Genomic DNA, 20,446 nt, shown 5'->3' on the forward strand with positions numbered 1-20,446 from the left:
TCGAGATCCTCCAGAATCTGTATGCCCCTCTTATAGCACGGTCTTTGTAACGATGAGACGGTGGCTTTGTGTGGGCGGCGGACCGGCGAAGGCCGTTAGAAAAGCGCTGGCTTGTTGTGGGTTTTCAGGCGAGCGGATCGGTCCGGAACAAACGGATCTTGGTGCCGCCGTGATCCACCACCGGGCCGGGCGGCAGCAGCGGCAGGCGTGTTGCGCGGGCCAGGCCGGTGGTCGTCGTCAAGATCCCGACCCGCCAACTCCGGAAATTCTGGGCAAGCGTTTTGCCGAGTGTGCCGTAGAGCGAGCGTAGGCGCTTTTCGTCTCCGATCCGGGCGCCGTAGGGCGGGTTCACGATGACCAGACCGGGCGGGCCATCGGGGGCCTTGAGATCGCTGACGGCGCGGTGCTGGAACCGGATGAGCCCGTCCACTCCGGCGCGGGCTGCGTTGGTGCGGCTGGCCTCGATGGCGCCGGTGTTGCGGTCTGAGCCGTGGAAGGTGATGTCGGTGTCGCGCCGTGTGTTGGCGCTGCGCATCGCGTTCCACCCGGTGGCATCGAATGAGGCAAGCTGTTCAAAGGCAAAGCTGCGGGACCGGCCCGGGTTGAGGCCAAGGGCGATCTCGGCGGCTTCGATGACAAAAGTGCCCGAGCCGCACATCGGGTCCAGCGCCGGCTCGGCCCCGTCAAACCCGCATTCGCGCAGGAACATCGCCGCCATGGTCTCGCGCATGGGGGCCTTGGCAACCGCTTCCTTGTGGCCGCGTTTGTGTAGCGGCTCGCCCGAGGTGTCGAGCGAAAAGGTGCAGAGGTCTTTCTCGATCCGCAGCATCACCCGCAGACTGGATTCCGACGAAATCTGTGCGCCGAGTGTTTCGGTGATCGCGGTCTCAATCCGCTGACGGGCGGCGCCTGCGTGGTAGATGCGGGACTTGCGGCAGGTGGCCTCAACCTTGACCGGAATATCGGGGCGCAGGAAGTCGGCCCATGGAAACTTGCGGGCGCGCTTGTCGAGCTGGGCCAGATGCACCGCAGGGAAAGAGCCGATACGCACCAGAACCTTGTTGGCGCCGCGCAACTCCAGATTGGCGCGCCACACGTCAGACCAGCCGCCCCGGCAGATGACACCGCCAGGCACCTTGCGGGTGCCGGCAAAGCTCTTTTCCGTGGCCTCGGCGCATAACGGCACTTCAAGGCCGGGCGTGGCCACCAGAAAAATCTCGAACACGTCCGTCTTGCTCATGACCGCTGCATATACGGGCGTCGCGGTGGGGGCGACAGGTTTTCGGCCCCGGGCAGGATTATTGCGCGAAATTGCGACACCTCGCCCAAAATTGGCTTTCGGCCGTCTGTTTGAGCGGTAACAGGTTTGCCTTTATCCGTGTCGCCGCGTAAACGGTCCTTTAACCGGAGTGGCCCTTGCGGATTCCCGCCGATTTCTGGCGGATTTGCCGGGGCGTTGGCCAGAGCTTCCGGGTATTTGCTTTGTAAAAGCATCCAGTAGGAACGCACCGCCACGGAAATGGGGCTCAAAAACGTAGCGACATGCAGACTTTCAAACTGAAAAAGGGGCTGGACCTGCCGGTTGCAGGCGCGCCTGAACAGAAAATCCACCCGGGGCCCGAGTTTGGGACGGTTGCGGTGTTGGGCGCTGATTATCTCGGCCTGAAACCGCGCATGCTGGTACAGGAAGGCGACGAGGTGCAGCGCGGCACGCCGCTTTTCTGTCACAAGGACACGCCGGACGCGATGATGGTCGCGCCGATGAGCGGCAAGGTGGTCGCGATCAACCGGGGCGCGCGGCGGGTGCTGCAGAGCGTTGTGATCGAGGTTAGTGATTTCAACGACACCGGGGTGGATTTCTCGGGCGTGGGCGATGCCGACAGTGCCGAGGGTATCACCGCGAAGCTCTGCGCGGCGGGCCTGTGGACCGCGTTCCGCACGCGGCCCTATTCCAAGATGCCGGTGCCCGGTGAGGCGCCGCTGGCGATCTACGTGACCGCGATGGACAGCGAGCCGCTGGCCGGGGATGCGGCGCTGATCATCGGCGAAGAAGAACTGGCTTTTACTGCCGGTCTGGGCGCACTCTCGAAGCTGACCGAGGGCAAGACCTATCTCTGCCACAAAGAGGGTGACAGCCTGCCTGGTGGCGATCTGCCCAGGGTCGAGGCGGCGGCCTTTGCTGGCCCGCATCCGGCCGGGCTGGCAGGCACCCATATCCATTTCCTGCAGCCGCCCACGGCGGAAACGCAGGTCTGGACCATCGGCTATCAGGACGTGATTGTCATCGGGCGGCTGGTGCTGACCGGCCATCTGGACCCCAACATCGTGGTGGCTCTGTCGGGGCCTGCCGCGCGCCAGCCGCGTCTGATCCGCACCGTCTTGGGCGCCTCGACCGAGGATCTGACCCGGGACGAGATCGATGCGGACGGCCCGGTGCGGGTGATCTCGGGTTCGATCCTGTCGGGGCGCCATGCGGATGGGCCGTTTGGCTATCTGAGCCGTTTTGCCCGCCAGATCACCATCATCCGCGAGGACAACGAGCAGATCCCGATGGGCTGGATTCGCCCGATGCCGTCGAAATACGCGGTGCAGCCGGTGCTGGGCTCGGCCTTTGCCAAGAAGCTTTACGCGCTGACCAGCAATCTCAACGGTGGCCGCCGTGCCATGGTGCCGACCGGCACGTTCGAAGAGCTGATGCCGCAGGACTACCTGCCGACGCAGCTTTTGCGCGCGCTGCTGGTGATGGACACCGACACCGCGCAGGCGCTGGGTGCGCTGGAGTTGGACGAAGAGGACCTGGGCCTTGTCGGCTTTGCCTGTCCGGCCAAATACGAATACGGGCTCGCGCTCCGCGACTGCCTGACCAAGATTGAAAAGGAGGGCTGAGCCGGATGGGTTTGCGCAGCTTCTTTGACCGAATCGAGCCGCACTTCACCAAGGGTGGCCGGTACGAGAAACTCTTTCCCGTCTACGAGATGGTCGAGAGCTTTATCTACACGCCAAAAACCGTCACCACTGTGGCGCCGCATGCCCGGTCTTACGTGGATATGAAGCGGATCATGACCTATGTGGTCATCGCGACGATCCCCTGCATCCTGTGGGGCATGTGGAATACCGGCTATCAGGCCAATTCGGCCATTGCCGTTTTGGGACCGGAGTCGGCCACTGGCTGGCGGATCGCCCTGTTGCAAATGTTCGGCATCTCGCTGGACCCGGCCAGCATCTTTGGCAACGTGATGCACGGATTGCTCTATTTCCTGCCGATCTACATCGTCACACTGGTGGCCGGGGGTATCTTCGAGGTCATCTTTGCCACCGTGCGCGGGCATGAGGTGAACGAAGGTTTCCTTGTCACGTCAATGCTCTATGCCTTGATCATGCCGGCCACCGCACCGCTGTGGCAAGTGGCATTGGGGATCATCTTCGGCGTCGTGATCGGCAAGGAAGTCTTTGGCGGCACCGGCAAGAACTTCCTCAACCCGGCGCTTGTGGGCCGGGCCTTTCTGTATTTCGCCTATCCTGCCGACATGTCGGGCGATGCCATCTGGACCCCGGTCGACGGGTTCTCGGGCGCGACCGCGCTGGCGGTGTCGGCGGCCGATGGCTATCAGGCGCTGGCTGCCGATGGCATCACCTGGTGGAGCGCGTTCTACGGCACCATTCAGGGCAGCTTCGGCGAGACCTCGACGCTGGCCTGCATCATCGGGCTGGCCTTTCTGCTGGTCACCAAGATCGCGAATTATCGCCTGATCGTGGGCTGTCTGGCTGGCACGATCGTGTTTACGTGGCTGTTGAACCTGATCGGGTCGGACACCAACCCGATGTTCGCTTTGCCGTGGTACTGGCACATCGTGCTGGGTGGCTATGCCTTTGGTTTGGCCTTCATGGTGACCGAGCCGGTCTCGGCCAGCCACACCAATATGGGGCGCTATATCTATGGCGCGCTGATCGGTGTCATGGTTGTGTTGATCCGTGTCGTGAACCCGGCTTTCCCAGAAGGTATGATGCTGGCAATCCTGTTCGGGAACGTCTTTGCACCGCTGATCGACCATTTCGTCGTGCAGGCCAATATCAAACGGAGGGCGCGTCGCCATGTCTGACACGCAGAACAAGGGCCTTATCGCCCGGTTCCTGGCGGCCTCGCCGGACTCGGTTGGCAAGACGATCATCGTCGCGGTTGCGGTATGTCTTGTGGCCTCGATGATCGTTTCGGCCGCGGCGGTCAGCCTGCGCCCGGTTCAGGAGGCCAACAAGCTTAAGGACAAGCAGGTGAACATCCTGCAGGTGGCGGGAGTCTATGAGCCCGGCATCAACGTGGGCGAGGCCTTTGCCGCGTTCGAGCCGCAGGTGCTGGAGCTGGAAAGCGGCGCGTTCACGGATCAGTTCGATGCGGCAACCTTTGACGATGCCGCCGCGGCCAGCGATCCCGAGCTGAGCGTCGCCCTTGCCGACGACCCGGCGGGCATTGGCCGCAAGGCGAAATACCGCGTGATCTATCTGCTGCGCGACGATGCGGGCGGGCTGGACAAGGTGATCCTGCCGATCCACGGCTACGGGCTGTGGTCCACGCTTTATGGCTTCATCGCGCTTGAGGCCAATGGCAACGACATTTACGGCCTGCAATTCTATCAGCACGGCGAAACCCCGGGCCTTGGCGCCGAGGTGGACAACCCGCGCTGGAAGACCCTGTGGCAGGGCAAGCGGCTGCATGACGATGCGGGTGACCTGCAGATCACCGTTGCCAAGTCGCAGCCCGCCGCCGGTGCCGATCACCATATCGACGGGCTGGCCGGAGCGACGCTGACCACGGTTGGTGTCGACAACCTGGTGAAATTCTGGATGGGCGATCAGGGATACGCCCCGTTCCTGGCGAAACTGCAAGCGGGAGAGATCTGATGTCCCAGACCAAGAAAGAGCTGTTGGTCGACCCACTTGTCGACAACAACCCGATCACACTGCAGGTGCTGGGCATCTGTTCGGCGCTGGCGGTGACCTCGTCGCTGCAGGTGGCCTTTGTGATGGCGCTGGCGGTGACCTTCGTGACCGGCTTTGCGTCGATGTTCATCTCGATCCTGCGCAACCAGATCCCCGGCTCGATCCGGATCATCGTGCAGATGGTGATCATCGCGTCGCTCGTGATACTTGTGGACCAGATCCTGAAAGCATACGCCTTCCAGATCTCGAAAACCCTTTCGGTTTTCGTGGGCCTGATCATCACCAACTGTATCGTGATGGGCCGGGCAGAGGCCTTTGCCATGAAAAACCCGCCGATGGCGTCCTTCATTGACGGTGTCGGCAACGGGATGGGTTATGGCCTGATCCTGCTGTTGGTGGGTTTCATTCGCGAATTGTTCGGTGCCGGGTCGCTGTTCGGTGTCACCATTCTGGAGACCGTGAACAACGGTGGCTGGTATGTGCCCAACGGCATGCTGCTGCTGCCGCCTTCGGCGTTCTTTATCATCGGTCTGATCATCTGGGCCTTCCGCACGTGGAAGCCGGACCAGGTCGAAGAACGTGAATACAAGATCCAGCAGGTAGAGGCGCACTGATGGAAGGGCTTATCTCTCTGGCCGTAAAGGCCATCTTTGTCGAAAACCTGGCGCTCAGCTTCTTCCTCGGCATGTGTACCTTCATCGCGGTCAGCAAGAAGATCTCGACGGCGCTGGGTCTGGGCATCTCGGTGATGGTCGTGCAGGCGATCACCGTGCCGACGAACAACCTGTTGCTGACCTACCTGCTGAAACCGGGCGCGCTGGCCTGGGCCGGGTTCCCGGATGTGGACCTGACCTTTCTCGGCCTGATCTCGTATATCGGCGTGATCGCGGCGATGGTTCAGATCCTCGAGATGATCTTGGATAAGTACTTCCCGCCGCTTTACAACGCGCTGGGGATCTTCCTGCCGCTGATCACCGTGAACTGCGCCATCCTTGGCGGCTCGCTGTTCATGGTGGAACGCGACTACAACTTTGCCGAGGCGGCGACCTATGGTCTGTCCTCAGGCTTTGGCTGGGCGCTGGCCATCACCGCGATGGCGGGCGTGCGCGAAAAGCTGAAATATTCGGACATTCCGGACGGGCTGCAGGGCCTTGGCATCACCTTCATCACCGCGGGGCTGATGGCGATGGCCTTCATGTCCTTCTCGGGCGTCAAACTGTAAGGGGGCGGGAATGGAAACTTTCAGTCTTGGGGTCGCCCTCTTTACCCTGATCGTTCTGGCGCTGGTGGCCATCATCATGATGGCCCGCTCGCGGCTGGTCTCGACCGGCAATGTCAACATCACCATCAACGGTGAGAAGACCATCTCGGTTCCCGCGGGCGGCAAACTGCTGCAAACGCTGGCCGCCGAGAAACTGTTCGTGCCGTCGGCCTGCGGCGGCGGTGGCACCTGCGCGCAATGCCGCGTGCGTGTGCATTCGGGCGGTGGGTCGATCCTGCCGACCGAGGAGAGCCATATCACCAAGCGCGAAGCGTCCTGCGGCGACCGGCTGTCCTGTCAGGTGGCGGTCAAGCAGGACATGGACATCGAAGTTCCCGAAGAGGTATTCGGCGTCAAGAAATGGGAATGCACCGTCCGGTCGAACGACAATGTGGCGACCTTCATCAAGGCGCTGACGCTGGACTTGCCCGAGGGGGAGGACGTGAATTTCCGCGCCGGTGGCTACATCCAGATCGAGGCGCCCGCGCACCAGCTGTCCTACACCGATTTCGATGTGCAGGAGGAGTATCGCGAGGATTGGGACAAGTTCAATCTATGGCAGTACAAGTCCGTCGTGGCAGAACCGATCGAGCGTGCCTATTCGATGGCGAACTACCCCGAAGAGCGCGGCATGATCATGCTGAACGTCCGCGTGGCCTCACCGCCGCCAGGGTCGGAAGGCATCCCGCCGGGTCAGATGTCGTCCTACATCTTCAACCTGAAACCGGGCGACAAGGTCACGATCTCGGGCCCGTTTGGCGAGTTCTTCGCCCGAGACACGGAGAAGGAGATGGTGTTCATCGGCGGTGGCGCCGGCATGGCACCGATGCGCAGCCACATCTTCGACCAGCTCAAGCGGCTGGGCTCGAAACGCAAGATTTCGTTTTGGTACGGCGCGCGCTCGAAGAAAGAGATGTTCTTTGTCGAGGATTTCGACACGCTGGCCGCCGAAAACCCGAATTTCGAATGGCACGTAGCGTTGAGCGATCCGCAGCCGGATGACGATTGGGACGGGTATACTGGATTCATTCACAATGTTCTGTTCGAGGAATACCTCAAGAACCACCCCGCGCCTGAGGATTGTGAATTCTACATGTGCGGGCCGCCGATCATGAACCAGTCGGTCATCAACATGCTGCTGGATCTGGGAGTGGACCGCGAAGACATCATGCTCGACGATTTTGGCGGGTAAGTAATCGGAAACCGGCGCATTTGCGCCGGTTTTCTGTTGGCATCAAGGCCCGGTTTCGGGCCATGTCGCTTTCTGCAATCCGATATCGGAATCCTGCAAGCGGTCTTTCCCTGCGGCTGGAACAGTGGCCGCAAGAAGGAGATCGCCGACATGCCTCAACGAGCCACAGCAGTTCGCGCCCGCGCAGGTGGTCGTGCGTCGCGACGAGCCCTGCGCACCACGCCGAAATTCGACATGCTGCCCGGGCTGGCCCGCAGTATCCCCGTTTGCGAGGTGATGGATGGCAGTCAGGTCGAGCGGATCGACAATGCCTCGATGGATATCCTGGAAAATGTTGGTGTCCAGTTTCGCGACCCGATTGCGCTTGAGGACTGGAAAAGGATTGGGGCGAAGGTGGAAGGGGAACTGGTCTATCTGGACCGTGGCCTGATCCGCGAGTTGACCGCCACCATCCCGTCGGATTTCACCTATCACGCCCGCGATCCGAACAAGAATGTGCGTCTGGGTGGGCGGCATTCGATCTTCGTGCCGATGACCGGCGCGCCGTTCCTGCGCGATCTTGACGATGTGCGGCGCAATCCGACGCTGGACGATCTGGCAATGTTTCATAAGCTCAGTCACATGATGCCCGCGCTGCATTCTTCGGCCCATCACATCGTGGAACCCTATGATCACCCGATCAGCCAGCGGCACCTGCGGATCACCTATTCGTCGATGAAATACTCGGACAAGACGTTCATGGGCATGACCACCTCGCCCAAGAATGCCGAGGATGTGCTGGACATGTGCGCGATCCTGTTCGGAGAGGAGTTCATCGACACCCATCCTGTCGTGACCGGCAACTGCAACGGCAACTCGCCGCTGGTGTGGGATGAAACCATGCTGGGCGCCATGCGCGCCTTCTGCCGACACAATCAACCGGTGCTGTGCTCGCCCTTCGTGCTGGGCGGGGCCAACACCCCCGCCAGCGTTCCGGCCACCGTGGCGCAGCTGAATGCCGAAGCGCTCAGCGCGCTGGCCTATACGCAGGTGATCCGCAGGGGTGCTCCGGCGATCTACGGGCATTACCTGTCGACCGTCTCGATGAAATCGGGCGCACCGATGGCGGGCACGCCCGAGATCAGCCTGATGAATTTCATGATCGGTCAGATGGCACGGCATTACGGGGTGCCCTGGCGCACCTCGAACACGCTGGGCGGGGCCAAGACCTTTGACGCGCAGGCCGGGTATGAAAGTGCCACGACACTGTCTGCTGTTCTGCATGCTGGGGCGAATTACATCTGGCATTCGGCGGGCTGGAATGAGGCCGGGATGCACTGTTCGGTCGCCAAGTTCGTGGTCGATGCCGAACAATGCGCCATGGCCTATCGCATGGCCGAGGGCCCGAAATGGGACGATTTCGATCAGGCCGTCGCGGCGGTGCCGGATGTTGGACCCGGCGGGCACTATCTGGGCCATCCGCACACGCAGGAGAACTTTCAGGACGCGTTTTTCATGCCCGAGCTGTTCGACAACAACTCGATCGAACAATGGGCGGCTGAGGGTGAGGCCGAGATCACCGAACGCGCGCTGAAGCACGCGCGCAAGCTGTTGGCCGAGTACCAGGAACCCAAACTGGATGTGGCAAAGGATGAGGCGCTGCGGGATTACATCGCCCGGCGAGAAAGGGAAATCCCCGCTGCCGATGAACTGAACCAAAGCTACTGAGAGTCTCCCCCAACTGGTCCGCCCAACCTGGCGGGCCTTTTTCTTGCGGAGTGACGCGGGTCACTCCTTGCCGGACCGCCACTCTTTCCACATCAGATAGGTATTGGCCCCGAGCGACGCGAAGGGTTCGGGCGGCAGGCGCGTGGGTTTGGGCTGCGCCAGGAAGTGATCGGCGATGTCCGAACCGCCCTGCAACACCAGCTCCGCCACGCCCATGCCCTGCAGCGTGCCGCGGGCCGTGCCCAGCCCGTTCTGGCAGCAGGCCGAGAACACGCCCTGATCCAGTTCGCCAAAGGCGGCAGAGCCGTTGCGGCTGAGGCAGAGCATTCCGGCCCAGCGATGTTCCATGCGGACATCCGGCAGGTGCGGGAACCGCTCGCGAAACTTGCGGTCGTGGACCCAGCCGGCATTGCGCAGTCGCATACGGGTGGTTTCGATGGTGGGATGAAAGCTGGCGCAGGTGCGGATCAGGATCCGGTCGCCATAGCTGCCCGAGATGCGACGAACCGAAGTGCCCATCGGATCGGCGGGGGTGACGGACCAGCGGGGCTCACCGCCCAGCGTTTTGATCTGTGCTTCGGTCAGCGGTTCGGTCATCGAGGCGTAGAGGCAGATATGCATCAACCGGCGCTGGTAGAAGCCGAAGCTTTCCAGATGGCCGTTATTGGCGAGGATAATGCGGCCCGTGGAGACTTTGCCCCTAGGCGTCGTCACGATCCAACCGCTGCCCTGTCGGTCGAACCCCGTGGCCGGGCTGTTCTCATAAACGTTAATTTGCCCGGCGAGATGCGCGGATAAAGCCCGGATATAGCCCGCCGGTTGCAACATGACCGTGCCGGGCGTGAACAGGCCGGACGTGTAGTGCGGGCTGCCGGTCAGGTCCCGCATCTGTTGCTGATCCAGCATGGTCGAGGGCTCGCCCAGCCGCCCGAGATGCGCGGCATAGTCGTGGTTGTGCCGGTCACCAGCAAGGGTCGCGGCGGCGTTGATCTTGCCGCTGGGGTCGAACATCTCCTGCGGCAGGGCGCAGTCGGCGGCGACCTCATGGGCAAAGGTGATTGCCCTGTGGTTGAGCGCGATGGCGGCCTTGTCCGCCTCAAGCCCCTGACCGGCATAATTGTCTGAGGACAGATCATGCGGGAGGTCGATCATGAAGCCCGAGTTGCGGCCTGCCGAGCTTTCGGCAAAGCGCCCGGCTTCCAGCAGGGTTACCTTGAGCGTGGGGTCGATCTGATGCAGTCGGCGCGCCGCCGAGAGGCCCGCAAAGCCGCCGCCGATGATGGTCACGTCGGCGGTCTGGTCCAGTTCCAGTTCCGGCAGGGCCGTCTGCGGCGGCAGGATGGCGTTCCAGCCCGCCGCTCCGGTCTGCCGGGGCAGCCGTTTCGCGGTGTAGCGGTTCAAGCAACAGCCTCGTCAGCGTCGTCAGCCAGATCGATCCAGATCGTCTTGAGCTGGGTATACTGGTCGTGTGCATGCACGCCATTGTCGCGCCCGCCGAACCCCGACTGCTTGTACCCGCCGAAGGGGGTCGAGATGTCGCCCTCGCCAAAGCTGTTGACCGTCACGGTCCCCGCGCGCAAAGCACGGGCGCCGCGAATGGCGCGTTTGGCGTTGGCGGTGAAGATCGACGCGCAGAGGCCATACTCGGTGTCATTGGCGATCCGGATGGCTTCGTCATAGCTTGACACCTCGATTACGCTGAGGACCGGGCCAAAGATCTCTTCGCGCGCCAATGTGGCGTCGTTGCCGGGAACCTCGACGACCGTGGCCTCAACAAAGCCCTTCTCGGCCTTGCCGCCCAGAACGATGTTGTCCGCCTGCTCCAGATAGCCGCAGACCTTGTTGAAATGGTCCTTGCCGACCAGCGCGCCCATGCGGGTTTCCGGGTTCAAGGGATCGCCCGTATTCCATTGTTTGGCGTGATGGGCGATGCGCTCCAGCAGCTCGGGTTTGACGTCCTTATGTACGATCAGGCGCGAGGTGGCCGAGCAGTTCTCGCCCATGTTCCAGAACGCGCCGTTGACGATGTGCTGTGCCACCCGGTCGAGGTTTTCGGCGTCGTCCATCACGATGGCCGGGTTCTTGCCGCCCATCTCAAGCACCACCTCCTTGGCGTTGCTTTCCGCCGAATAGGTCAGGAAGCGTTTGCCGGTCACGGTCGAGCCGGTGAAGGACACCATGTCGATATCCCTGTGCCGCCCGATGGGTTCACCCACCTCGGCGCCGCCGCCGGGCACCACGTTCAGAACGCCGCGCGGCAGGCCTGCCTCCATGGCCAGTTCCGCCACGCGCAGTGCGGTCAGGGTGGTCTCCGCCGCTGGTTTCACCACCACAGAACAGCCAGCCGCCAGCGCCGGGCCGATCTTCCAGGCCAGCATCAGAAGAGGGAAGTTCCAGGGCAGCACCAGACCGACCACGCCAATGGGTTCACGCACCACCATGGCGATGTGATCGTCCGAGGCGGGCGAGACCTGGTCGTAGATCTTGTCGATGGCTTCGGCATGCCATTTCAGGCAGTGAATGGTCTCGGGCACGTCCACGGTTTCGCAATCATAGATGGTCTTGCCGCTGTCGAGGCTTTCCATCACCGCCAGTTCCCGCGCGTTGCGGGTCATCAGCTTGGCGAAGCGGATCAGCACGTCCTTGCGGTCCGAGGGGGGCATTTTCGACCAGCGGCCATCATCGAACGCTTCCCGCGCCTTGAGCACGGCGAAATCCACGTCCTCGACGTCGCAGTCGGCGATGTCAGCTAGTTTCTCGCCGGTGGCCGGGTTCACAGTTTCGAACGTGTTGCCCGACGTGGCGGGCCGAAAGCTGCCGTCGATGAAGGCGCCGGTGGGTAGGGTCAGGCCTGCGGCGATGGATTGGTATTCGTCCTGTGTCAGCAGATCCATGTCTCAACCCTCCGCCACGATATCGGCAATTGTGAGTTTCAGAACGCGTGTCACCTGTTCCAGCGCGCGCTTGTCATCCTTGTTCAAGCCCTTGAGCGGAGGCCGTACGGGCCCCGCGTCGAGCCCGTTCATGGTGACGCCATGCTTGATGGTCTGGATGAACTTGCCGCCCTGCTCCAGCACGCGCATCAGCGGCATCATCGCCGACATGATCCGGCGTCCCTTGGAGAAATTCCCCTCGACCACGCAGGCGTTGTAGAGCGCCACATGTTCCTCGGGCAGAAAGTTCGAGCCGCCGCAGACCCAGAACGGCGCGCCCCAGGCGAAGAACTCCAGCGCCTGATCGTCCATGCCGCAGCCGAGCTGGATATGCGGATAGTCGCGGGCCAGGAGGTGCACCCGGTTGATATCGCCCGAGCTTTCCTTGATGCCGCAGAAATTGCGGCTGCGGCCCACGCGATCCAGGAATTCCGGACCCATCATCGTGCCGGTGCGGTGCGGGTAGTTGTAGAGCATCACCGGCAGGTCGGCGGCCTTGTCGATGGCCAGCGCGTTGAGTGCATTCTCGCGGTCGGTGGGCACAGAATAAGGCGGGCTCGCCAGCAGGATCGCGTCGGCCCCCATCTCGCAGGCACCGGTGGCGAGCGCAATGGAGTCCTCGGTCAGCATGGTCCCGGTTCCGACCACCAGCGGCAGCTTGCCCGCCGACCGTTCCCGCGTGAACCGCGCCAGTTCAAGCCGTTCCTCGACCGTTTGGGCGTAGTTCTCGCCGGTCGAGCCGCCGGAGATCAGGCCGTGCACGCCCTTGTCCATAAGAAAGTCGATCACGTCGACCAGCGCGTCCCAGTTGACGCGGCCATCGTCGTGATAGGGCGTCACGACGGGGGTATAGATCCCCTCGAACCTGAAAATGGGGGTCATCGGATCCTCATGCAGTGGAGCGGGGCAGGGCGCCCATCGGCACGTCTAGTGCCTCGGGCATCACGAACATCTCGATCCGGTCGCGTGACAGGTTCCAGTGATCCTCGGCCAGTTGTGCGGCGGCGGCATCGTCGCCGGCTTCGATCGCTGCGATGATTGCGTCGTGCTGGGCGCTGGCCTGTGACACGCTTTCGACCATGTGGGCATCGGCGGGCCGGTAGAAGGTCATCGAGACACGTGCATGGTCGATCAGCAGGCGTTTGAACGAGGGCAACAGATAGACATTGCCCGCCATCTCGCCGGTGATCTCGTGAAACCGGTTGTTGGCCAGAGCGCGATCCTCGCCCGAGCCGCCGCGCAGGGCCTGCCGGAAGGTCTCCTGCGAGGCCTTCAGGGCCTCGATCTGTTCGGGCGTGGCGTTCAGCGCGGCCAGCCGCAGGATCGCGCCGTAGATCATCGGCGCGGCCAAAAAGAAGTCGCGCAAGGTGGTGTGAGACATCTCGGACACCCGTGCGCTGCGGTTCTGGCGTAGGTCCAGATACCCTTCGCCCGCCAGTTGCCGGAACACCTCGCGCAGCGGCGTGCGGGACAGGCCGAAGGCATCCGAGAGCTGCGCTTCGTCCAGATCGTCGCCGGGCCGCAGGCGCATGGTGAGGATCGACACCTTGAGATGCTCCCGCAGCTCGTCCTTCCGGCGTTTCGCTTCGTCCTTCATCAAATTCCCTTTTGAGTTTGGTTTGGTCGCGGAATGACGAATCGCACCATGGATGCCATTTCACGTGCACGATAGATAGAATACATATTGTACACAATGAGAATTTAACTAGAGTACACGGCGGATACTGGTAAGGGTCGAAGAGTGTCGAAACTTCTGCGAGCGCTGGCTGGACGATGCCCGCGTCGCTGCGGAATAATCCCGGCATTATCGTCCGTCATGTGCGGGGCAGCCTGATGCGGACTGCGTTCAGGCAGGAGGGAGTGGGGCTCATGACCCAACATTTCGCCTTTGTGCTGGTCGAGGAGTTCTCGCACCTGGCCTTTTCCTGTGCGGTCGAACCTCTGCGCATCGCCAATCTGGTCAGCGAGCAAGAGCTTTATCGCTGGTCCTTTGTGTCGGAGCAGGGGGAAAGGGCGGTTTGTTCAAACGGCTCGGTAACGCTTGTCCATCACGGGTTCGACAACGTGCCCAGATGCGACCGGTTGTTGGTCCTGTCGGGCATCCATATGCGCAACCACGTCACCAAGCCCCTGCTATCCGCGCTGCGCAGGGAAAAAGCCCAAGGTACGCGGATCGGGGCGCTGTGTTCCGGGGCGTGGGTGCTGGCCGAGGCCGGGTTCCTCGACGGGATGCAAGCGGCGATTCACTGGGAATACCACGACAGTTTTATGGAGGCGTTTCCCGAAGTGAATCTGGTGCGCAGCGTTTTTGTGGCGGACGAAAAGCACGTCACCGCGTCCGGCGGAACGGCTACGGCGGATCTGATGCTGCACCTTATCGAACGCGACCACGGCTATGACCTGTCCGTCGCGGTGGCGGATCAGATGGTCTATAGCGCGGTGCGCAATGCGACGGCCGAGCAGAAAGTGTCGCTGCAGTCACGCAACGGGATGCGCAACACGCATTTGGCGCGGGCGATCCAGCTGATGCAAGATCAGATCGGCGACCCGGTGTCACCCACTGTTATCGCCGAACGGGTGGGCATTTCGACCCGCCAACTGGAGCGGCTGTTCGGCAAATATCTGAACACGTCCCCAAAGAAATACTTCATGGAGATGCGTCTGGACCGGGCACGCAACCTGCTGGTCCAGACGGAATCCTCGGTCACCGATGTGGCCTTTGCCTGCGGGTTCGAGAGCCCGGGCCATTTTTCGCGCGTCTACAAGGCGGCGTTTGGGATCAAGCCGACGCATCAACGCGACCGGTTGACCTGAGCCGGGGTTTCCTTAGGTTCACCGTTTGCGGAAGGCGTCTTGCAGAGCGGCGCCCAAGGCACCGGTTTGCGCGCGGCCGCCCTTTGGATCGGCCTTCATCGGGCCTTTGCCACGGGGTTTGCCGCCACCCGGGCCACGCGCGCTGCGGTCCTCGCGGGCCGAGGCGCCGCCATCCTTGCGCATGCTCAGCCCGATGCGTTTGCGGGGTACGTCCACCTCAGTGACGCGGACCTTGACCACCTGGCCGGTCTTGACCACCTCATGCGGGTCCTTGACGAAGCGATCGGCCAACTGGCTGACATGGACCAGCCCGTCCTGATGCACGCCGATATCGACGAAGGCGCCGAAGGCGGCGACGTTGGTGATGGTTCCCTCAAGCACCATGCCGGGTTTGAGGTCGGTGATCTCTTCGACGCCATCCGCGAAGGAGGCGGTGACAAAGCTGGGACGTGGGTCGCGGCCGGGTTTTTCCAGCTCCGACAGGATGTCGCGCACGGTTGGTAGCCCAAACTGGTCATCGACGAACTGCTCGGCCGTTAGTCCCTTCAGAGCGCCGGTGTCACCCATGATCTGGCGGATATCGCGGCCGCAGGCCTGCACGATGCGGCGGGCGACGCCATAAGCCTCGGGGTGGACCGAGGAGGCATCCAGCGGCTCGGCACCGTCACGGATACGCAGGAAGCCTGCGCATTGCTCAAAGGCGCGGGGGCCGAGGCGGGCGACCTTGAGCAGATCCTTCCGCGAGGAAAACGCGCCATTGAGGTCGCGATGCGTGACAATCGCTTCGGCGAGGCCCGGTCCGAGACCCGAGACATGGGCCAAAAGCGGGGCCGAGGCCATGTTCAGATCGACACCCACAGCGTTCACCACATCCTCGATCACCGCCTCCAGCGATTGCGACAAGCGATGCTGGTCCACGTCGTGCTGGTACTGGCCGACGCCGATGGATTTGGGTTCGATCTTGACCAACTCGGCCAGCGGATCCTGCAGGCGGCGGGCAATCGACACCGCGCCGCGCAAGCTGACGTCCAGATCGGGAAACTCGCGGGCGGCGAGTTCCGAAGCGGAATAGACCGAGGCGCCAGCCTCAGACACCACAACCTTGGTGGGCGCCTTCACCGATTTCGGCAGCAGTTTCAGCGTGTCGGCCACCAGCCGCTCGGTCTCGCGGCTGGCGGTGCCATTGCCGATGGCAATAAGCTCGACATTGTGCTCGGCGATCAGCTTGAAGATCGTGGCCTGCGCCCCGCGAAGGTCGTTCTTGGGCTGAAACGGGTAGAGGGTGTCGGTGGCGATCAGTTTGCCGGTGGCGTCCACGACTGCGGCCTTCACGCCGGTGCGGATGCCCGGGTCGAGGCCCAGTGTCGGGCGCGGACCGGCCGGGGCGGCGAACAGCAGATCCTTGAGGTTGCGGGCAAAGACCTGAATGGCCTCTTCCTGCGCGCGGGTGCGCAGATCGGCCATCAGCTCGACCATCATCGACAGCGACAGCTTCACCCGCCAGGTCCAGCCCGCAACCTTGCGCAGCCATTTGTCCCCCGGCCCATCGCCCCGGGTTTCCAGATGAGCCGCGACAATGGCCTCGGCCCGCGCTGCGCCGGTTTCGGGCTCGGGCGCGATGTCGAGCGTCACGATACCCTCTTTCGAGGCGCGCAGCATCGCCAGCGCGCGGTGCGAAGGGGCGTTGGCCCAAAGCTCGGAGTGATCGAAGTAGTCGCTGAACTTTGCGCCCGTCTGTTCCTGTCCTTCGATCACTTTCGAGGTCAGATGGGCTTCGCGCTGCATGAAGCTCCGCAACTCGCCCAGAAGGTTTGCATTCTCGGTCAGCTGTTCGGTGATGATGTCCCGCGCGCCATTCAGCGCGTCCTTGGTCGTGGGCACCGCTTCGGTCACGTAGCCCTGCGCCAGCGCTTCGGGGTCGACGATGCGGTCGGCGAGGATGGCATCGGCCAGCGGCTCCAGCCCGTTTTCGCGTGCGATCATCGCCTTGGTGCGGCGCTTGGGCTTGTAGGGCAGATAGATGTCTTCAAGCTGCGCCTTGGTCTCGGCCTGCGCGATGGATTTGATCAGGCCGTCGGTCAGTTTGCCCTGGTCCTTGATCGAGTTCAGGATCGTGTCGCGCCGTGCCTCAAGCTCGCGCAGGTATGTCAGCCGGTCGGACAACGTGCGCAGTTGCGTGTCGTCCAGCCCGCCCGTCATCTCTTTGCGGTAGCGGGCGACAAAGGGCACGGTTGCCCCCTCGTCCAGCAGTTTGACCGCGGCGCCGACCTGTTCCGGACGGGCGCTGATTTCCGTGGCGATGGTGCGGGCGATGCGGTCCAAGGGGGGTCCTCCGGGGCTGTTGGAGGGTCTTTGTAGACAGCGGGGAAGGGGAGGGGAAGAGGCAGCAGAGGGGATCCGAGAAAATCCGCATCTGCACATCTTCTGCACATGTGCTGCGCGGTGGTCTGCACGGGCGCCGGGCAGACCGGAGGCGGCAAGAATGGAGCAGAAGATGGGACAGTTTGTTGTTCGGGGCGTACCTGCCTCGGTGGTGCAGGATAGCTGGTGGCTGGACTCGCCGGGTGATCGGCCTGAGCGGGAAGATGGCGGGATAGCAAAGGGACCATGGAGCGCTGGCGGCGGATTGGCGCTGCTGGTGGCTTTGGCGGACGTGTTGTTTCTCGATTACCTGCCGGGCGTGTCGCTGGCGGTGTTTGCTCTGGCTGTCGGGGCGGTTGTGTGTGTGCAGCTGGGCCGGGTGCGGGGCATGGTAGGGCCCGTGGTGCTGCTGGGGCTGAGTGTCCTGCCCGTGGTTGAATACGTTCAGGTGCTTTCGGTTGCGTTCCTGCTGGGCGGCTCGGTGGTGGCGCTGTGCTGGGCGGTGCTGGGCCGTTGCGAGGATCTGGGCCGCGCAATCCGGCGGTTTCTTGGGCTCTTCCCAATTCTCGGCCTGTGGCAGGCCCGGCAGATGGCACGAGAGGCTCGAAATACGCTGCGCGCGGGCGGGGCGGGCGCGCAGGTCTGGCAAAGCTGGGCCTTTCCGGTGGGCGGCGGGCTGCTTTTGGGCGGTTTGCTGATTTCGGCCAACCCGGTGCTGAGCGACGGGCTGGAGCGGTTTTTCGATGCAGGTATTCGGGTTGAGCGGGTGCTGTTCTGGCTTGGCGCGGCCCTGTTGATTTGGCCCATTCTGGCAGTTGCGGTCGAGACCGGGCTGCTGGCGCCCAAGGCCGGGCCCAATCGTCCGCGTCGGATGCCGGGGCTTGGGATCAATGCCGCGTCGGTGGCGAATGCGCTGATCCTGTTCAACCTGCTGATGGCGGTGCAAACAGCGATGGACGCGGTCTATCTGTGGGGCGGGGCGGCCCTGCCCGATGGGATGAGCTATGCGCAATACGCTCATCGCGGCGCCTATCCGCTGGTGGCAACCGCGCTACTTGCCGGGGCTTTTGCGCTGGCCGCGCGCCCGTTTCTGCACGAACGGCGCGGCCTGAGGCCGCTGGTTCTGCTGTGGCTGGGGCAGAACGTGGCGCTGGTCATCTCGTCGCTTCTGCGGCTGTCGCTTTATGTCGAGGCCTATGGGTTCACCTATCTGCGGGTGCATGCGGGGATCTGGATGGGGATCGTGGCCGTGGGGCTGTGCCTGACTGCCTGGCAGATCCTGTGTGAGAGGCCGAACCGCTGGCTTTTGCTGCGCTGTGCCGTCTTGGGGGTGGCTGTTCTCTACGCCTGCTGTTTCGTGAACTTCGCGGCCCTCATCGCGCGGGAAAACCTGCGGCAAACGGAGCGGTATGACGCGTACTATGTCTGTCTCTTGGGTCCGATGGCCGCGGCGGAACTTGCGGCCGCGCCGCATATGGCAGGTTGCGAAGCCCAGCCGCCAAGGATCGGCAACTGGCGCGAATGGGGGTTTCGCGCGGATCGGGTGATCCGTAGTCTGGCCGTCGCAACGGAACCGGAGAGCCCGCATGAAGATCCTCGTCGTGGATGACGACCCGCGCCTGCGAGAGCTGGTCTCGATCACGCTTGAGCGGGCGGGGTTTCAGGTCGTCACCGCGCGGGACGGGCAGATGGCGCTGACCCATGCGGCCCGTGAGGCCCCGGCGCTGGTGGTGCTGGACGTAGGGCTGCCCGAGATGGACGGGCTGGAGGTGTGCCGCAAGCTGCGGGTCCGGTCGGATGTGCCGATCCTGTTCCTGACGGCCCGGGATGATGAGATCGACCGCATTCTGGGGCTGGAACTGGGGGCAGACGATTACGTAACCAAACCCTTCAGCCCGCGCGAGTTGGTGGCGCGGATCAAGGCGATTCTGAAGCGGGCGCGCCAGCCCAACGGTCAATCCGTGCTGCGGCACGGGCCGTTGGAGGTGGACAGCGCCGGTCACATGGTGCGGGTCGACGGCGCGGCGCTGGCGCTGACGGCGACCGAGATGTCGATCCTGCGGCGGCTGATGCAGACGCCTGAGATGATCGTGTCGCGCCCCCAATTGATCGAGGCGATTTATGGCGCCGGTTCTCAGGTCTCAGACCGGACGCTGGACAGCCACCTGCGCAACCTGCGCCGCAAGCTGGGTGAGCAGGGCTGGGCCAGTGCGATCGAGACGGTGCACGGGATCGGGCTCAGGATGGGTGCATGGCCCGGCTGAGGCGGAAATGGCGGCCCTCGCTGGGGTTCGTGCTGGGCGGAGGGCTGGCGGGGACGCTGGCCCTGTCGCTGTTGGGGCTGGTGGCGCTGCGCTATCTGGGTCCCGAAATCGGGTTCCGCAGGGCCGCATTGCTGCTGGCGTTGCTGATCGGGTTGGCAACGGCGTTTCTGGGATATTTGCTGGTCCGGTTGCTTCTGCGCCCGATCACGGCGCTTGCCGATTATGCGGCGGCGGTGCAGCGCGGCGAGGTGGGCAGGCCGCCCAGCCATTTCGGCACGCAGGAGTTGTCCAGGCTTGGCGCAGCAGTGTTGGATATGACCGGCACGTTGCAGCGGCGCGAAGCCTCGATCCGTGGCTTTGCCGATCACGTGACGCATGAGTTGAAAACGCCGGTGACGTCGATCAGGGCGGCGGGCGAACTGTTGCAGGACGCGCCCGGATTGGGGGCGCAGGACGCCGCGCTGGTCGGGCAGATGCTGGGAGCCGCTGATCAGATGCAAGCCCATTTGCAAGCGCTGCATCGGGTCACGGCAGCGCGTGCGCCCGAGCATCATGGGCAGGTGCGGTTGGATGACCTTGTGGGCACGTTGCGCGACGATTTTCCTGGGCTAGATCTGCACATTGAGGGCGGCAGGGAATTGATACCCTTAGCGGAATCGGGACTGAGCATCGTGCTGCAGCACCTGCTGAAAAATTCTCAGCGACACGGTGCCACCCGGGTAAGGCTGACCGCCGAGCGGGGCAGGCTGATTGTTCAGGACAATGGTCCCGGGATTTCCGAGGGCAATCGGGACCGCATCTTTGTGCCTTTTTTCACCACGGCGCGCGAGAAGGGTGGCACCGGCATGGGCCTCACCATCGCCACCAATCTTTTGGGCGCACATGGGGCGCGGATCGCGTTGGTACCTTCGGAGGAGGGGGCGCGGTTCGAGATCGTGTTTCCGGCGGCCTGACAGGTCTTTCACTTGTTATCTACCAC

Annotated in this window: 17 protein-coding genes; 11 read left to right on the forward strand and 6 right to left on the reverse strand. The window is 63.1% G+C overall.

All coding sequences use genetic code 11. The annotated features are described in order from the left end of the window. Window positions 1–124: 124 nt before the first annotated feature. Complete coding sequence (locus AB3N21_RS04715; RefSeq protein WP_367934119.1) at window positions 125–1,240, reverse strand: class I SAM-dependent RNA methyltransferase; 1,116 nt, start codon at window positions 1,238–1,240, stop codon at window positions 125–127. A 302-nt stretch (window positions 1,241–1,542) separates the two neighbouring features. On the opposite strand from AB3N21_RS04715, the gene AB3N21_RS04720 reads away from it, so the two are divergent. The 7 genes from AB3N21_RS04720 to AB3N21_RS04750 all read left to right on the forward strand — a co-directional run bounded on the left by AB3N21_RS04720 (window position 1,543) and on the right by AB3N21_RS04750 (window position 9,095). Continuing rightward, on the forward strand, window positions 1,543–2,886 hold the full coding sequence (locus AB3N21_RS04720) for a Na(+)-translocating NADH-quinone reductase subunit A (protein WP_367934120.1): 1,344 nt from the start codon (window positions 1,543–1,545) through the stop codon (window positions 2,884–2,886). A 5-nt stretch (window positions 2,887–2,891) separates the two neighbouring features. Further along, window positions 2,892–4,100, forward strand: coding sequence for an NADH:ubiquinone reductase (Na(+)-transporting) subunit B (locus AB3N21_RS04725; RefSeq protein WP_367934121.1), 1,209 nt, complete (start codon window positions 2,892–2,894; stop codon window positions 4,098–4,100). Next, the gene (locus tag AB3N21_RS04730) at window positions 4,093–4,896 is read left to right on the forward strand and encodes a Na(+)-translocating NADH-quinone reductase subunit C (protein WP_367934122.1); all 804 of its coding nucleotides are present in this window, start codon (window positions 4,093–4,095) and stop codon (window positions 4,894–4,896) included. Before AB3N21_RS04725 ends, AB3N21_RS04730 begins: the two co-directional genes overlap by 8 nt. Then, window positions 4,896–5,549, forward strand: a complete 654-nt coding sequence (locus AB3N21_RS04735; RefSeq protein WP_367934123.1) for an NADH:ubiquinone reductase (Na(+)-transporting) subunit D — start codon at window positions 4,896–4,898, stop codon at window positions 5,547–5,549. Before AB3N21_RS04730 ends, AB3N21_RS04735 begins: the two co-directional genes overlap by 1 nt. Beyond that, window positions 5,549–6,157 (forward strand): NADH:ubiquinone reductase (Na(+)-transporting) subunit E, encoded by a 609-nt coding sequence (gene nqrE / locus AB3N21_RS04740; protein WP_171173115.1) that lies wholly within the window; start codon window positions 5,549–5,551, stop codon window positions 6,155–6,157. Before AB3N21_RS04735 ends, nqrE begins: the two co-directional genes overlap by 1 nt. A 10-nt stretch (window positions 6,158–6,167) precedes the next feature. Next, a complete protein-coding gene (gene nqrF, locus AB3N21_RS04745; protein ID WP_367934124.1) occupies window positions 6,168–7,388 on the forward strand; it encodes an NADH:ubiquinone reductase (Na(+)-transporting) subunit F in 1,221 nt (406 codons plus the stop codon). A 150-nt stretch (window positions 7,389–7,538) separates the two neighbouring features. Then, window positions 7,539–9,095, forward strand: coding sequence for a trimethylamine methyltransferase family protein (locus AB3N21_RS04750; RefSeq protein ID WP_367934125.1), 1,557 nt, complete (start codon window positions 7,539–7,541; stop codon window positions 9,093–9,095). Between the two features lie 60 nt (window positions 9,096–9,155). On the opposite strand, the gene AB3N21_RS04755 is transcribed toward AB3N21_RS04750, so the two are convergent. From AB3N21_RS04755 to AB3N21_RS04770, 4 genes are read right to left on the reverse strand one after another with little or no spacing between them, the layout of a single operon-like run. Beyond that, window positions 9,156–10,496 (reverse strand): NAD(P)/FAD-dependent oxidoreductase, encoded by a 1,341-nt coding sequence (locus AB3N21_RS04755; protein ID WP_367934126.1) that lies wholly within the window; start codon window positions 10,494–10,496, stop codon window positions 9,156–9,158. Beyond that, window positions 10,493–11,989, reverse strand: a complete 1,497-nt coding sequence (locus AB3N21_RS04760; protein ID WP_367934127.1) for an aldehyde dehydrogenase — start codon at window positions 11,987–11,989, stop codon at window positions 10,493–10,495. The genes AB3N21_RS04755 and AB3N21_RS04760 overlap by 4 nt, the downstream gene beginning before the upstream one ends. 3 nt (window positions 11,990–11,992) lie before the next feature. After that, window positions 11,993–12,910, reverse strand: a complete 918-nt coding sequence (locus AB3N21_RS04765) for a dihydrodipicolinate synthase family protein (protein ID WP_367934128.1) — start codon at window positions 12,908–12,910, stop codon at window positions 11,993–11,995. Between the two features lie 7 nt (window positions 12,911–12,917). Then, window positions 12,918–13,625: a GntR family transcriptional regulator gene (locus tag AB3N21_RS04770; RefSeq protein ID WP_367934129.1), complete on the reverse strand. Its 708-nt coding sequence runs from the start codon at window positions 13,623–13,625 to the stop codon at window positions 12,918–12,920. 272 nt (window positions 13,626–13,897) lie between these two features. Here AB3N21_RS04770 and AB3N21_RS04775 point away from each other — a divergent pair, with 272 nt between their 5' ends. Further along, entirely contained in the window at window positions 13,898–14,842 is a 945-nt protein-coding gene (locus tag AB3N21_RS04775) for a GlxA family transcriptional regulator (protein WP_367934130.1), read from the forward strand. Between the two features lie 18 nt (window positions 14,843–14,860). Here the strand turns inward: AB3N21_RS04775 and AB3N21_RS04780 are convergent, their stop codons facing one another. After that, complete coding sequence (locus AB3N21_RS04780) at window positions 14,861–17,164, reverse strand: Tex family protein (RefSeq protein WP_367934131.1); 2,304 nt, start codon at window positions 17,162–17,164, stop codon at window positions 14,861–14,863. 172 nt (window positions 17,165–17,336) lie between these two features. Between AB3N21_RS04780 and AB3N21_RS04785 the strand changes: the two genes are divergently transcribed. From AB3N21_RS04785 to AB3N21_RS04795, 3 genes are read left to right on the forward strand one after another with little or no spacing between them, the layout of a single operon-like run. After that, on the forward strand, window positions 17,337–18,812 hold the full coding sequence (locus AB3N21_RS04785; protein WP_367934132.1) for a DUF4153 domain-containing protein: 1,476 nt from the start codon (window positions 17,337–17,339) through the stop codon (window positions 18,810–18,812). Continuing rightward, window positions 18,790–19,467, forward strand: coding sequence for a response regulator transcription factor (locus AB3N21_RS04790; protein WP_367934133.1), 678 nt, complete (start codon window positions 18,790–18,792; stop codon window positions 19,465–19,467). The genes AB3N21_RS04785 and AB3N21_RS04790 overlap by 23 nt, the downstream gene beginning before the upstream one ends. Continuing rightward, window positions 19,455–20,420, forward strand: a complete 966-nt coding sequence (locus AB3N21_RS04795; RefSeq protein ID WP_367934134.1) for a sensor histidine kinase — start codon at window positions 19,455–19,457, stop codon at window positions 20,418–20,420. The genes AB3N21_RS04790 and AB3N21_RS04795 overlap by 13 nt, the downstream gene beginning before the upstream one ends. The last annotated feature ends 26 nt before the right edge of the window (window positions 20,421–20,446 follow it).

The organism is Ruegeria sp. (assembly GCF_040830605.1).
In the GTDB taxonomy this organism is placed as follows: domain Bacteria; phylum Pseudomonadota; class Alphaproteobacteria; order Rhodobacterales; family Rhodobacteraceae; genus Ruegeria.

Bases quoted from the DNA above. Each gene is read 5' to 3' on its own strand.
- nqrE (WP_171173115.1), top strand. From the start codon at position 5,549: ATGGAAGGGCTTATCTCTCTGGCCGTAAAGGCCATCTTTGTCGAAAAC.
- AB3N21_RS04735 (WP_367934123.1), top strand. From the start codon at position 4,896: ATGTCCCAGACCAAGAAAGAGCTGTTGGTCGACCCACTTGTCGACAAC.
- AB3N21_RS04785 (WP_367934132.1), top strand. From the start codon at position 17,337: ATGGGACAGTTTGTTGTTCGGGGCGTACCTGCCTCGGTGGTGCAGGAT.
- AB3N21_RS04770 (WP_367934129.1), bottom strand. From the start codon at position 13,625: ATGAAGGACGAAGCGAAACGCCGGAAGGACGAGCTGCGGGAGCATCTC.
- AB3N21_RS04765 (WP_367934128.1), bottom strand. From the start codon at position 12,910: ATGACCCCCATTTTCAGGTTCGAGGGGATCTATACCCCCGTCGTGACG.
- AB3N21_RS04730 (WP_367934122.1), top strand. From the start codon at position 4,093: ATGTCTGACACGCAGAACAAGGGCCTTATCGCCCGGTTCCTGGCGGCC.
- AB3N21_RS04750 (WP_367934125.1), top strand. From the start codon at position 7,539: ATGCCTCAACGAGCCACAGCAGTTCGCGCCCGCGCAGGTGGTCGTGCG.
- nqrF (WP_367934124.1), top strand. From the start codon at position 6,168: ATGGAAACTTTCAGTCTTGGGGTCGCCCTCTTTACCCTGATCGTTCTG.
- AB3N21_RS04760 (WP_367934127.1), bottom strand. From the start codon at position 11,989: ATGGATCTGCTGACACAGGACGAATACCAATCCATCGCCGCAGGCCTG.
- AB3N21_RS04720 (WP_367934120.1), top strand. From the start codon at position 1,543: ATGCAGACTTTCAAACTGAAAAAGGGGCTGGACCTGCCGGTTGCAGGC.
- AB3N21_RS04795 (WP_367934134.1), top strand. From the start codon at position 19,455: ATGGCCCGGCTGAGGCGGAAATGGCGGCCCTCGCTGGGGTTCGTGCTG.
- AB3N21_RS04775 (WP_367934130.1), top strand. From the start codon at position 13,898: ATGACCCAACATTTCGCCTTTGTGCTGGTCGAGGAGTTCTCGCACCTG.
- AB3N21_RS04715 (WP_367934119.1), bottom strand. From the start codon at position 1,240: ATGAGCAAGACGGACGTGTTCGAGATTTTTCTGGTGGCCACGCCCGGC.
- AB3N21_RS04790 (WP_367934133.1), top strand. From the start codon at position 18,790: ATGAAGATCCTCGTCGTGGATGACGACCCGCGCCTGCGAGAGCTGGTC.
- AB3N21_RS04725 (WP_367934121.1), top strand. From the start codon at position 2,892: ATGGGTTTGCGCAGCTTCTTTGACCGAATCGAGCCGCACTTCACCAAG.